Origin of the sequence: Pontibacter diazotrophicus (genome assembly GCF_003367245.1) — a bacterium.
GTDB classification, from domain to species: domain Bacteria; phylum Bacteroidota; class Bacteroidia; order Cytophagales; family Hymenobacteraceae; genus Pontibacter; species Pontibacter diazotrophicus.
On sequence record NZ_QRGR01000015.1, the window covers coordinates 118098 to 131724 of the forward strand.

Below are 13627 nucleotides of genomic sequence, written 5' to 3' on the forward strand. Positions count from 1 at the left end.
ATTGATGACTTTTTTTGTACATTTGAGAAAGGTAGAACTGCTTGCGGGGGAAATGAACAGCGCAAAAGCACCTTTCGCTTTTGCCGGCAAGATGTAGCATTAAGCCATAACACATGGAATTAGCCAGACTGGCCCGATTTTTAAAACATCATTATATAGCTGTATTCTCTTTTCTGCTCATATTCCTGCTCACGCTTTTTGTCTATTCAGAAACGAAGGATAAAGCAGACGAACGAAGTAAGAGGCTGTTTGAGCTGCATGCAGATCAGGCTATTGCAGCTGTTGAGAAGCGCATGAACGACTACATTCAGGTACTGACTGGAGCGAAAGCGCTCCTTGTTGCTTCTGATACAATAGAGCGCAGTGCCTGGCGTAAATACTATAACTCACTGAACCTGGAGGAGAACTACCCGGGTTTTCAGGCGCTCGGCTACACCCACGCTGTCAGGCCTTCAGAACTGGCCGCTTATGAGCAGCGCATTCGCGCTGAAGGCTTCAGCGGGTTCAGCGTTCATCCTGAGGGAAAGCGGACGGAATACACTCCCATCACTTATATAGAGCCCTTTACCGGCCGGAATCTGCGTGCCTTTGGGTTTGATATGTCCAGCGAGCCTACGCGGCAGTCAGCCATGCGTATTGCCCGCGACACAAAGCAACCGGCCTTGTCGGGGAAGGTGCGCCTGGTGCAGGAAGACGGAGAAGATGAGCAGGCAGGTTTCCTGATCTACCTGCCCTTGTACAGGAATAACGCCGACCCTACCTCCATTAAAGACCGCCAGAACCTGATTAGAGGGTTTGTATACAGTCCTTTCCGGGCCAAAGACCTGATAACTTCCATTCTGGGGCAGCAATTTGACGACATCGATGTCGAGGTGTACGATGGCACCAGCTTTGCAAAGGAGTCGCTGCTTTACAGCACAGATTCCACTTTGTACTATCACACCAACAACAGAACCCTCACTTATCCAGGCACCATCAGTATCGGGAACCATACCTGGCGCCTCTTCATTACAGCAGAGCCCGAAAGGACTGCTGAATCAGAACTGCCGTATTACATTCTGGCGGGAGGCGTAATTATCAGCTTGCTGATGGGCTTTATCATCTGGTCCCTCTCCAACACCCGACGGTCCAACCGCCTGAAACAGACCATTACGGACAACGCCACGGCAGCCCTCTTTATCATCGATGCCAAAGGTTATTGTACCTTTATGAACCCGGCTGCTGAAGAGATGACAGGGTATACTTTAGAGGAGATGGAGGGAAAAACCCTGCACGAAATGGTGCACTACTTGCATCCGGATGGTTCTGCTTTTGCTGTAGAGGAATGCAGGGTCCGCACAGCATTGGCTATAACAGAGCCAATGCGCGCTTACGAAGACGTATTTATCCATAGAGACGGGAGCTTTATTAACGTGTCGTGTGCGGTGCAACCTATTAAAGAAAGAGGCTCCGGAACCTATGCTATTATCGAAGTACGTGACATAACAGAAGAGAAACGCGCAAAGGAGGCGATCATAGAGAGCGAGGCGCGATTCAGAACCATGGCCGATAACGCGCCTGTGATGATATGGGTAGGTAACCCCCGGGGAGAGTACGTGTATGTAAACAAACAGTGGATTGACTTTACAGGGTTCTCGTTTGAAGAAAGCATTAGCATGGGCTGGCGCGAGGTGCTGGAGCCGGAGCATATGCCGGAGTATGCTGAAGTGTTTGAAAAGGCCGCTGCAGCGTCAGGTTCATTTAAAATGGAAATGCGCATGCGCCGCCACGACGGAAAGCTGCGTTGGGTAATAAATACAGCTATGCCTCGCTTCGGGGTGAACGGGGAGTTTTTGGGTCACATTGGCTCTATTATCGATATCACAGAGATAAAGGAAGCAGAGCGCAAGGTGAAGCAGAATGCGGAACTGTTGCAGAAGCTGTTCTTAGAGGTGCCAGCGGTGGTGGGCCTGGTGCGGGCCCAAGACTTTAAATATGTGCTGGCCAATCCACAATACCGCCGCTTGTATGGCAACCGCCCGCTTGTAGGTAAAACTATTTACGATGCCCACACCAAAGAAGAAGGACACGGGTTTTTCCAACGCCTCGAGCGGGTGGTGGAAACAGGTGAGCCTTTTGTGGGAAATGAAACAGTTGCCACCTTCGACCGCTATAACAACGGGCAGTTGGAGCGCGGCTACTTTAATCTAGTGTATCAGCCATTGATAGATGGCAACGGACAGGTGGAGGCCGTGCTGGTATTTGCAGTAGAGGTAACGGAACTGGTGAAGGCCCGCAAAGAACTCATCATTACCAATGAGGAGCTGAGCGAGAAGAACACAGAACTGCAGCGCATTAACAACGACCTCGATAACTTTGTGTACACCGCCTCTCACGACCTGAAATCGCCTATCGCCAACATGGAAGGCCTGGCCACGCTGCTGCGCGACATCCTGCAGGGCAACCTCAAGCACGAAGACATGCAGGTGCTGGACATGCTGCAGCAGGCTGTAAACAAACTGAAAGGCACCATTGCTGACCTGACAGAAATTACAAAAGTGCAGAAAGAGCTACAGTCGGAGGTGGAGCCACTTTCTTTTGAGAACATGTTGCAGGACATTACCACTGATATAGATAAACTGATCAAAGAGGCTGACGCCACCATCAGCACCGACCTGGAGGTGAAGAACATCCTATACGCCCGGAAAAACCTACGCAGCATTATCTACAACTTAGTTTCTAACGCCATCAAGTATAAGTCGCCTGAGCGGGCACCTGAGGTGCGCATTACTACCTACCAGCAGGCCGGGTATATTGTGCTGGAGGTGAAGGATAACGGGCTGGGTATAAAGAAGGAGCAGCAGCATAAGCTCTTCACTATGTTCAAGCGCCTGCACAGCCATGTGGAGGGTACCGGTATTGGTCTGTACATCGTGAAGCGCATCATAGAAAATAATGGCGGCTTCATTAAAGTAGAGAGTGAGGTAGGCAAGGGCACTACCTTTAAAGTGTATTTTAAGCAGGCATCTGTAGCTGAAGTAGTATAAGAGTCAAAAGAGCTGATATTACACATTAAAAGCCGTTTTTAATCTGAACTTTGGCGGAAACAAGTAATCCTTCTGCCTCTTATTTTGTTCTGATTGATGGATGAACCTATCCAAATAACGAGCAACGAAACACAACTAACGACATTTAATGGCTAAAATAAAAACATCCTATTTCTGCCAGAGCTGTGGCGCCCAGTCCGCCAAGTGGATTGGAAAGTGCCCGGCCTGTGGCGAATGGAATACCTATGTAGAAGAAGTGGTGCAGCGCGAGGAGGTAACCCCGACTACAGCCTGGAAAGTAGGCAGCAGCACCGCCCAAGTCTCCAATAAACCGAAACCCATTGCGGATATAAGCTTTCAGGAGCAGCAGCGCGTGGTTACGCAGGACCAGGAACTGAACCGTGTATTGGGAGGCGGCATTGTGCCGGGCTCCATGGTGCTGATCGGGGGCGAACCCGGCATTGGTAAAAGTACGCTGATGCTGCAGATTGCCCTGAGCCTGCGCGGTATGAAAGTGCTGTATGTGAGTGGAGAGGAAAGCGAGCAGCAGATTAAGATGCGCGCCGAGCGCCTCACTGCCCAAACCTCCGATTGCTTTATCCTTACGGAAACAGGTACGCAGAACATCTTTAAGCAGATAGAAATGGTGCGGCCGCAGGTGCTTATCATCGACTCCATCCAGACCCTCCACTCCTCTTTCATAGAATCAGGCGCGGGTAGCGTGAGCCAGGTGCGCGAGTGCACAGCCGAACTGCTGAAGTTTGCCAAAGAGAGCGGCACCCCTGTTTTCCTGATCGGCCACATTACCAAAGAGGGCAACCTGGCCGGCCCGAAGATACTGGAGCACATGGTAGACACAGTGCTGCAGTTTGAAGGCGACCGCCATATGACCTACCGCATCCTGCGCACCACTAAAAACCGCTTCGGCTCTACCTCTGAGCTGGGTATTTATGAAATGCTGGGCACAGGCCTGCGGGAGGTAAGCAACCCGTCCGAAATCCTGATCTCGCAGCGCGAGGATGCCTTTAGTGGCATTGCCATCGGAGCTACCTTGGAGGGCAACCGCCCGCTGCTGATAGAGGTGCAAAGCCTGGTAACGCCAGCTACCTACGGTACCCCACAGCGCACCAGCACCGGTTACGATGCCAAGCGCCTGAACATGCTGCTGGCGGTGCTGGAGAAGCGCGGTGGCTACCGTTTAGGGGCGCAGGACGTGTTCCTGAATATTGCCGGGGGCTTAAAAGTAGAAGACCCTGCCCTTGACCTGGCCGTGTGCGCCTCCATCCTTTCCTCTTTCGAAGATATGGCCATTCCGAGCACAGCGGCCTTTGCCGCCGAAGTGGGCCTTGGTGGCGAGGTGCGTGCCGTAAACCGGGTCGAGAACCGCATCAGTGAGGCTGAAAAGCTTGGGTTTACAGATATCTATATCTCTAAATACAACAAGAAAGGGCTTGACTTCAGCAAGTTCTCTATCAACATACATGCCTTTGGCAGGTTAGAGGAGGTGTTCAGCAACTTGTTCGGGTAAGCAGATTTTTATATCCCATCTTTCCACAGAGGTAAAGAAGAGCAGGATACTGCAATGAGTTGTGTCAGCTGCCTCATTGGTTGTTCCTCCATACTGTTGTACCTGTACTCAAGCCCGATATCTTCCTGGTATCGGGCTTTTTTTATACTCCAGAGCAGTGTGGGTGCTATGTCAATAGTAAAGAGGGCAATAACCGTTGTTTGTTTTGCTGCGTACTTAAAACCTACCTACCGGTGTATACCGGAGACAGTTTTGAACTATGAAAAACAACTATAACAACAAAGCATATGGCATTAATAAATAAAAAAGATATTGAGAAGTTGATAAATGTGCAAAGCAACAATGGGAATGCTCTGTGCCTCTCCTTCTACTTACCCACTCACCGCGCCGGCAAAGAAACACTGAATGGACAGGACAGCCTTGCCTTTAAAAACCAGATACGGAAGGCAAAAGAGCTTTTGGAAAAACATGATGTACCAGACGCAGAGATAGCAGAGTATATAAAGCCTGCAGAAGCTCTTTTGAACGAGAATGGTTTCTGGCGTCACCAGGGCGAAGGCTTGGCTGTGTTTATCACGAAAGGCTTTTCAACACATTATGAGTTGCCGGTATCTATGCCAAATGAGGTGTTTGTACTTGATCAGTTTTACTTTACACCCATGCTGCCTGTCCTGAGCCAGAACGGCCGCTTCTTTATCCTGTGGCTATACCGCGAGAAAGTTGCTTTCTATGAGGCGACGATAGACAATATCAGGCAGATTGATATCAGTTCGTTTGTGCCGGAGTCTATGAACGAATCATTGAAATTCGACGTGAAAGGAAACGACCAGGACTTTAACCACAGCAGAACCACCACCAACGGATCAAATATTCTGGTTAATGCACAGGGTTTTTCACAATCTGACCAGCAGCATGACCGCGTACGTGAGTTTATGCTGGATATAGATAACAACCTGCAGGAGATTCTGCACGATGCCACAGAGCCGCTGGTGTTGGCCGGAGTAGACCACTATTGCAGTATTTACCGCAATATCAGCAAGTATAAGCACATTGTGGAGCAGAACATCAACGTGAACGAGGGCGGCGGTGATATGCACTCGATACACGAAAGAGCACTGGCTGTAATGAAACCACTGATGCAGAAGGGTCATTCAGAAGCACTTACACGCTACCAGAACGTGGCAGGGACAGGTTCTACGTCTGAAGACATTGCCACCGTGGCTGCTGAGGCAGTACATGGCCGCATAGATACCTTGTTTATTGCGCCAAGTGAGCCTGTATGGGGTACTTACGATTCCGTAAAAGCAACAGCTGAGGTGCATGAGGAGTACCAGCGTGGAGATGACGACCTTGTTAATCTGGCGGCTATCAAGACAATAGCACAGGGAGGTACAGTGTACGTTAGCAGCTACAATGGCTTGCAGGAAGCAACAGACGGACGTGTAAACGTAAAAGCCCTGTTCCGATACTAAGAAGTCATATTTTTGGCCATTCGCGCCAGAAACCATAACTTAGAGGGCAGCCAGTGTGGCTGCCCTTTTTTATTCAGCAAAAGGAGCTGATACTTTCTTTTGCTCCCTTAGCCTACTTTGCATGACGCTGCACCTGACCGACGGGTTAAATTTTTTATCAAAACTAACGCTGCTGCGGGCTGTGAATGCCCTGCAGGTGGTGAGCAGCTATATCTTGTCTAAAGTAACAGGCAAAGCAAGGCATTGGGGCTATCCGCTGAGTATTTCGCTGGAGCCTACCACCTCCTGCAACCTGCGCTGCCCGGAATGCCCCAGCGGCCTGCGCTCCTTCTCCCGCCCTACCGGCATGCTGCAGGACGAGCTCTTTAAACAAACCATAGACCAACTGCACCAACGCCTGCTCTACCTCATTTTCTACTTTCAGGGAGAGCCTTATCTGCATAAGAACTTTCTGGGCCTGGTAAAGTATGCCTCAGACAGAGGCATCTATACTGCTACCTCCACCAACGCACATTTCCTGGACGATGAGACGGCCCGTGAAACAGTGGCGTCGGGCTTAGACCGTCTCATTGTGTCAATAGACGGTACTACCCAGGAGACCTACGCCGCCTACCGTGTTGGCGGTAAACTGGAGAAGGTGCTGCAAGGAACGCGAAATGTGGTGAAATGGAAAAAAGCGTTGAAATCGAAAACACCGCACATCATGTTTCAGTTTTTAGTTGTGCGGCCAAACGAGCATCAGTTGGAAGACGTAAAACAACTGGCACGGGAATTGGAGGTAAATGAGGTGGCGTTTAAAACAGCGCAGATTTATGACTATCAGCAAGGCTCCCCGCTCATCCCGACCATTGACTATTACTCGAGGTACAAGAATAACGGCGACGGCAGCTTTACTATCAAGAACAAGCTGCTGAACCACTGCTGGAAAATGTGGCACTCCTGCGTTATTACCTGGGACGGTTTAACAGTGCCCTGTTGTTTTGATAAAGATGCCGAGTACAGAATGGGAGATTTAAAAAAAGACAATTTTGATACAGTGTGGCGCGGGCCGGCATACAGCCAATTCAGGCAACAACTGTTGGGCTCCAGGGCCAACATAGAAATGTGCCGCAACTGTACAGAAGGCACCAAAGTATGGGCATAACCATCGAACTTAAATAGGAATCAACTTGAATAACTATATGAATGACCTGAATGAAGCAGTGGAACTGCTTTGGGGGAAGCTTGAGGGTTGGGGTGCGGACATTGTACTAATGCTTCCGAACCTGTTTGTGGCGCTCGTGCTGCTGATCCTTACTTTTTATCTAGCTGGCTTTGTAAGAAGGTCGCTTGAGAGGGTTATCAGAAGGTTTTCACATAGCGCAGCCCTTAACAACCTTGTTTTAACACTCCTGTACATCGGCATGTTGCTGATAGGGTTCTTCTTTGTGCTTACCGTGCTGAACCTCGATAAGGTCGTTATTTCCCTGCTGGCGGGTGTCGGTATCATCGGTTTGGCCCTCGGTTTCGCCTTTCAGGATATTGCGGCTAACTTTATTTCTGGTGTAATTATAGCCGTGCAAAAACCGTTTGGCGTAGGCGATAACATCGAAACGAACGACTACTTTGGCACCATTGAGCGCATCTCCCTCCGCACCATCGATATCCGGCAGGTGACGGGAGAGTTGGTAAGGCTTCCGAACAAAATGGTATTCGAGAACCCGCTTACAAACTTCTCTGTTTATGGTACCCGCCGTATAGACCTGGAAGTGGGTATTTCCTATGCCGAAGACCTGGAGCGCGTGCAGCAGGTAGTAATAGAAGCGCTGGAGGACGTGAAAAACCGTGTAAAAACACGCAATATCGAAGTAATGTATGATGAGTTCGGAGATAGCTCTATCAACTTCAAGGCCCGCTTTTGGGTAACATACAGCCGCCAGGTAGACTATGTTGGAGCCAAGAGTGATGCCATTATCCGCATCAAGAAAGCCTTTGACGAAAACGACATCCTGATTCCATTCCCAATCCGTACGCTGGACTTTGGTATAAAAGGTGGCGAAAAACTGAACGAGCAGCTGGACGCTATAACTGCCTCTATCAAAGAAGGAAAGCGCTTAGGTAACAATGGGCAGTAACCTTGGCTGCTGCTTTATATAAAAATTAACAGCTAAACAGAAAGGGCCGGTATCACAATACCGGCCCTTTCTGTTTAGCTGTTAATCCTGGTTATTTGTCGTCTTTATCGAGGTTCTTACCTAAATCCTCTACCTGCTTCAGAAACGTGTCTACATTTTCATCGGCATAAGGGCCGTAAGAGTTAGAAATAGTGCCTTTCAGGCCGCTGGTCGTTTCCAGTGCGTAAAGAATAGACATATCGTCCGGGTTACTTTGTCCCTCAAAACGGTAATGGTCTACTATACGCACCTGGTCTGGTCCGAATGTTTCCTTACTATCCATGGTAGTAAGCTTTCCTTCATCGGTTACCTTAAAATCTGTTTTGTAACCGTCTTTGAACAAACGGTTCGTAACATTTACCATGGACCTTTCTTCTACTTTATCTGACATAGTATTTCGCTTTAATATTGTTCTGAGTTCGTATATAAACTATACGCAAAAAAGAACATAGGATACAGATAAAGAGAGAAAAATGTCGTGAGGGAGCGGCTATAATACTTATTTATTGATATATGAGCAGCTCTTAATGTTTGGCGGTTGCAGCTTTCCTATCCAGATCCTGCTGAATCTTTTTAAAGTCAATGGAGGAGCAGGCGCTACCACAACCTTTGGCGCAGCCGCTTTTAGCAACAAAGCTTTGATACACCAGGCGGCCCATATAAAAAGCGGCTGCTATAAAAACGAGGAGTATGATCAGTTCCTGTACCATGCCCTAATAACTATTTGTTGGTATAAAAAGTTTACTCTGCGGTTTGCTTCCAGTGCTCTTGAATGATTTCCTGCATCTCAGAGTGAATGTTGCCATTGCTTGCCACAATCTCCCGGCCAAATACATAATCGCCATCAGAAGTAAACTTGCTTAGCCTGCCACCTGCCTCCTGCACAATAATGCTACCGCCTGCTACATCCCATGCATTCAGGTTGTATTCAAAGAAACCCTCGCAGCGGCCAGCCGCTACATAGGCCAGGTCCAGGGCGGCAGAGCCTAACCTGCGTATGCCATGCGATTTAGCCATAAAGCCCCCCAGCACCTGCAGGTACTGTTGCATCAGACCAAAATCATAATAAGGGAAGCCTGTAGCGATAAGGGCATTTCCTAAAGCAGGAGCCTCAGACACTTTTATGGGATTAGCGTTGCAGAAAGCGCCGCCGCCTTTATAGGCTGAAAAGCACTCATCGCGGCTTGGATCATACACTACGCCTACTACCACTTCGTCTCCGTCCAGCAGGCCCACGCTCACGCAGTATATCGGGAGGCTGTGGGTAAAGTTGGTGGTGCCGTCCAAGGGGTCAATCACCCAATTGTAACGTTCACCTTTTGTGCTGTCGGTGCCTTCTTCGGTAATAAAACCCGCCTCCGGCAACAGTTCCCGAAGCCCCTCCACCAATTGCACTTCCGCCTGCTTATCCACGTAAGACACCAGGTCGTTGAAGCCTTTCATCTCAATGGTGGAGGTGTCGAAAGTCTCGGCTTCCTGCCGGATAAAAGCACCTACGCTGCGGGCAATGATATTCAGGTTCTGTGATAGTTGGCTCAGGTTCATATTGCTTTTTCTACTTTTGGAGTAAAGGTTTCCTTTTTAATCTTATTAGAGAACCATACGGTATACGCAGCTCTCAGGCCGAGGGCCAGGGTGACCGGTATAAAGGCTGTATGAAGCATTTGTGGCCACCAGGGCCAGAACAGCAGCAGCACACCCGCCACAATGGCCGTAGCCAGCATATATTTGCTTACCCAGTCCTGCAGCTTGTTGTGGCCAAGGAAGAAAGCCACCACTATATGTGTGGGGATAGCCCAAAGCAGGTTAAAGTTGTAAGCTGTTGCCTGATGATCTGTTGCAAACCAGAGCAGGAGCATTATAATGCCCATTAAACCGATTATAAAGAAAAATACCATATCGAACACACGGCTGCGGCGGCGCTTCATCCAGTCTACTACCGTAAGGGCCAGCACAACGGCAAAGAACAGCCAAAAGACCAGCGTAGGTGTAAATATACCACGGGACATAGGAATGGGCTCCCGCTCAAAAAGTACCTGCATCTCCCCTACCAGCGGCTGTGTCTGTCCGTTTTCTGTTATCGTAGCGTTAGCAAAACCCTTGGCCAGATAATCTGGCAGGAACATATACTCATATGGCGTTGCTTCTCTATCTATCCTGGCGCCCAGAGAAAAGTCAATCCCAAGGTCTCCCCAGGGCTGCGGTGGCAGGTACAGGTCAATCAGGTTCCGGAAGCTCATGTCCTCATCAAAATGGCTGATGTTGAACCTGATTTGGTTCGGGAAGGTAGCCTCTACACCATCGCGGATGCGGGTGGCGCAGTTATCGAAAAAGAAGTCGTAAAGGTAAAAGCGGTTAGCAGGCAGGTAGTTGTTCGTTAGAAAACCCCAATACTGCTGCTTCTGCTCTTCCGTAAAGTTCATTTCCTGCTCATACACCGAGCGGTTGTCCATGGTGTAGCTGTACACGAAATCCCGGAAGTAAGCAATGGAGAGCTTATAATTCAGCTTGCCCCTGGCAAACTTGAGGTAGAAGTTCGGCTCATTGAAATCGAAGGTGCCGTAGTTAAAAACAATGTCGAACCCGTTCACGGGGTCGTTCACCCGCACCGCGCTGTGGCCAAAAATAGCGTAGAGTTCCGGGCCGCTGGAGCAGGTAATCAGGCTGATTTTAGCCTGTGGCGAAAGCTGGATATCCTCAAACTGCGCCCATCCCTGAAAAGAGAGCAGGCAGAAGGCCAGGACCAGTCCTAATTGCTTGATGTATTTTCTCATGTTATTCTTTGTCGGATTTGCTGCCTTTTGTGGCACCTGATACCACTATCACAAACTCTCCTTTAATGGCTTTAGTAGTGAAAACCTGAATGAGCTCGTCCAAAGTTCCGTTAATGGTCTCCTCAAACATTTTCGTGATTTCACGTGAAACAGAAGCCAGGCGCTCTCCCCCAAAATACTCCCCAAACTGTGTCAGCGTCTTCAGCAGGCGGTGCGGCGATTCGTAGAAAATCATGGTGCGCTCCTCCTCTGCCAGGCTCTGCAGGCGTGTCTGGCGGCCTTTCTTTACGGGCAGGAAACCCTCAAAGGTAAACCTATCGGTGCTGAAGCCAGACTTAACGATGGCAGGCACAAAGGCAGTGGCGCCGGGCAGGCACTCTATTTTGATGTCGTGTTTCAGGCACTCGCGCACCAGGTAAAAGCCCGGGTCAGAAATGCCCGGCGTGCCTGCATCCGAAATCAGCGCCATCACCTCCCCTGCCTTCAGGCGGTCTACCAGGTGGGCCGTGGCCTTGTGCTCATTGTGCAGGTGGTGGCTGTGCATGCGCTTGTCTATGCCCAGGTGCTGCAGCAGTTTTCCGCTGGTGCGGGTGTCCTCCGCCAGAATCACATCCACCTCCTTCAGTATCCGTATGGCACGCAGCGTTATATCCTCTAAATTGCCGATGGGCGTCGGCACCAGGTATAGGTTCGTCTTTTCTTGTTCCTGCATGGGGTAAAGATAACTTATGTAAGTTAGAAAGTTAAAAAGTTAGAGGGTTAGAAAGTTGTCAGGAGTTAGAGAGTTTGGGAGTTAGAAAGTTAGAGAGTTGAAAAAAATCGATTATAAATTTATAGGTAGGTCGGCAAGGCTTGGCAGTATTAGAAGCGCTATATAAAGCGGGTAATTTCGTCTCTACACTGAAGGTATACCCCTCCGCTACAAATTTTTAACTTTCTAACCCTCTAACTTTTTAACTTCGAAAAACTCTCTAACTCCTAAACTTTTCATAAATTTCCTCAATCCGCTTTGCCAGTTTGTGGTCGCGGATGGTGACGGTGTTGCCGGCATCGTGAGTGGTGAGTTCTATGTTCACTTTGTTGTACACGTTGCTCCACCACGGGTGGTGGTCCATTTCATGAGCCACTGCTGCTACTTCATTCATGAAAGCCATCGCCTGTTCAAAGTCTTTGAACGTAAGGCTACTCTTTAATTTGTTGTCTTCTTCCTGCCACATAGTTTTTATGTTAAGTTGTTTTCTGATTCGCCGCACCTTCCGCTGCCGCAGTTCTGTGCCTGTTACAGAAACAAGCCGGAGGTACAGGCGTATAGTTTAGTTTGTAACGAACTATAACCTATAAAAGCTATGGAAAACAAACCAAAATCATTTCCGCCTCAGGAGATGGAACAACCAGGGAAAGAGCATAAGATGAACCCGGAACCGGAAGTTATCCGGGAAAACTACAAAGGCAGCGAAAAGCTGAAAGATAAAGTAGCCCTGATAACAGGTGGCGATAGCGGTATCGGCCGCTCTGTGGCGGTACACTTTGCCCGTGAGGGAGCTGATGTGGCCATTGTATACCTGAATGAAGACCAAGACGCCGAGGACACCAGGAAAATGGTCGAAAAAGAAGGGAGAAAGTGCCTGCTGATAGCCGGCGACGTGGGCGAAGAAAAGTTCTGCCGCAATGCTGTTCAGAAAACAGTAGATGAACTCGGCAAATTGGACATTCTGGTAAACAACGCAGGAGAGCAGCATGCAAAAGAAGACATCCGTGATATATCTACAGAACAGTTGCACCGCACCTTTGCGACCAACATCTTCGCGATGTTCTACTTTGTGCAGGCAGCCTTAGACCACATGAAAGAGGGCAGCACCATCATCAACACCACATCCGTGACAGCATACCACGGCAATAAACTGCTCCTCGACTATTCTTCCACAAAAGGAGCTATCCTCACCTTTACCCGTACACTGGCGCAAATGGTGGCAGACAAGGGAATACGCGTAAACGGTGTAGCACCAGGCCCTATCTGGACTCCCCTTATTCCGGCATCTTTCAGCGGAGAAAAAGTACATGAATTCGGCTCTAACACGCTGCTGAAGCGGGCAGGCCAGCCATCAGAAGTAGGACCGGCTTATGTGTATCTGGCATCAGAGGATTCAGCATTTACGATTGGCGAAATAGTGCATATCAACGGCGGCGAAATGGTGACTACCTAAGCCAAACCCGGAACCCAACAGGCCTTAAAGGAGTAAAACCTATTAAGGGAGCCTTTCATAATTACATAAAAGGAGCCTGTTTATTAAAAACTACGATTATGGCTGAAGATAAAGAAGATAAAAATAAACTGAAGAACCAGGAGCCCAACAAAAGGGGCTTCCAGGTAATAGAAGACGACACCAGTATGGAGGAGATGCAGGCCGGGCATATTATACCGGGTGCAGATCCGCCAAAGAACGAGCACCAGCGCGGAGGCTTCGGTAACCGCGACGGAAAAGAAGGCTATGGCAGCGACACCGCTGGCAACGGACCAAGCGCTACTGGTGTAAATGATTATTCCGATGACGGTGTTCCGCCAGCGGATAACATGCGGACCGAAGAAGAAGGACGCGGCTCATAAGCCAATCAAAAAGTTTAAGTACAGGTGCTGTAGTATGTTTTATGTGCAGTGCCTTATGTTTCATTAAAA

13 protein-coding genes are annotated in these 13627 nt (G+C 49.1%); 7 read left to right on the top strand and 6 right to left on the bottom strand.

Annotation, left to right across the window (positions count from 1 at the left end):
• The first annotated feature begins 113 nt into the window (after positions 1-113).
• From DXT99_RS14930 to DXT99_RS14950, 5 genes are all read left to right on the top strand, one after another.
• Complete coding sequence (locus DXT99_RS14930) at positions 114-3026, top strand: CHASE domain-containing protein (RefSeq protein ID WP_115566371.1); 2913 nt, start codon at positions 114-116, stop codon at positions 3024-3026.
• Positions 3027-3174: 148 nt separating this feature from the next.
• A complete protein-coding gene (gene radA / locus DXT99_RS14935; RefSeq protein WP_115566372.1) occupies positions 3175-4554 on the top strand; it encodes a DNA repair protein RadA in 1380 nt (459 codons plus the stop codon).
• 287 nt (positions 4555-4841) lie between these two features.
• Positions 4842-6026: a baeRF3 domain-containing protein gene (locus DXT99_RS14940; protein ID WP_115566373.1), complete on the top strand. Its 1185-nt coding sequence runs from the start codon at positions 4842-4844 to the stop codon at positions 6024-6026.
• Positions 6027-6147: 121 nt separating this feature from the next.
• Entirely contained in the window at positions 6148-7170 is a 1023-nt protein-coding gene (locus DXT99_RS14945) for an SPASM domain-containing protein (RefSeq protein WP_115566374.1), read from the top strand.
• 37 nt (positions 7171-7207) lie between these two features.
• Positions 7208-8140, top strand: coding sequence for a mechanosensitive ion channel family protein (locus DXT99_RS14950; protein ID WP_115566375.1), 933 nt, complete (start codon positions 7208-7210; stop codon positions 8138-8140).
• Positions 8141-8231: 91 nt separating this feature from the next.
• On the opposite strand, the gene DXT99_RS14955 is transcribed toward DXT99_RS14950, so the two are convergent.
• The 6 genes from DXT99_RS14955 to DXT99_RS14980 form a co-directional block, all read right to left on the bottom strand.
• Complete coding sequence (locus DXT99_RS14955; protein WP_115566376.1) at positions 8232-8570, bottom strand: hypothetical protein; 339 nt, start codon at positions 8568-8570, stop codon at positions 8232-8234.
• 133 nt (positions 8571-8703) lie between these two features.
• Positions 8704-8889 (bottom strand): FeoB-associated Cys-rich membrane protein, encoded by a 186-nt coding sequence (locus tag DXT99_RS27560; RefSeq protein WP_115566377.1) that lies wholly within the window; start codon positions 8887-8889, stop codon positions 8704-8706.
• Between the two features lie 31 nt (positions 8890-8920).
• Positions 8921-9724, bottom strand: a complete 804-nt coding sequence (locus DXT99_RS14965) for an inositol monophosphatase family protein (RefSeq protein WP_115566378.1) — start codon at positions 9722-9724, stop codon at positions 8921-8923.
• On the bottom strand, positions 9721-10953 hold the full coding sequence (locus DXT99_RS14970) for an Lnb N-terminal periplasmic domain-containing protein (RefSeq protein WP_115566379.1): 1233 nt from the start codon (positions 10951-10953) through the stop codon (positions 9721-9723). The genes DXT99_RS14965 and DXT99_RS14970 overlap by 4 nt, the downstream gene beginning before the upstream one ends.
• A gap of 1 nt (position 10954) precedes the next feature.
• Entirely contained in the window at positions 10955-11665 is a 711-nt protein-coding gene (rsmI, locus tag DXT99_RS14975) for a 16S rRNA (cytidine(1402)-2'-O)-methyltransferase (protein ID WP_115566380.1), read from the bottom strand.
• A 259-nt stretch (positions 11666-11924) separates the two neighbouring features.
• Entirely contained in the window at positions 11925-12197 is a 273-nt protein-coding gene (locus tag DXT99_RS14980) for a 4a-hydroxytetrahydrobiopterin dehydratase (protein ID WP_262511365.1), read from the bottom strand.
• A gap of 102 nt (positions 12198-12299) precedes the next feature.
• Here DXT99_RS14980 and DXT99_RS14985 point away from each other — a divergent pair, with 102 nt between their 5' ends.
• The gene (locus tag DXT99_RS14985) at positions 12300-13157 is read left to right on the top strand and encodes an SDR family oxidoreductase (RefSeq protein WP_115566382.1); all 858 of its coding nucleotides are present in this window, start codon (positions 12300-12302) and stop codon (positions 13155-13157) included.
• Positions 13158-13255: 98 nt separating this feature from the next.
• Positions 13256-13558: a hypothetical protein gene (locus DXT99_RS14990; RefSeq protein WP_115566383.1), complete on the top strand. Its 303-nt coding sequence runs from the start codon at positions 13256-13258 to the stop codon at positions 13556-13558.
• The last annotated feature ends 69 nt before the right edge of the window (positions 13559-13627 follow it).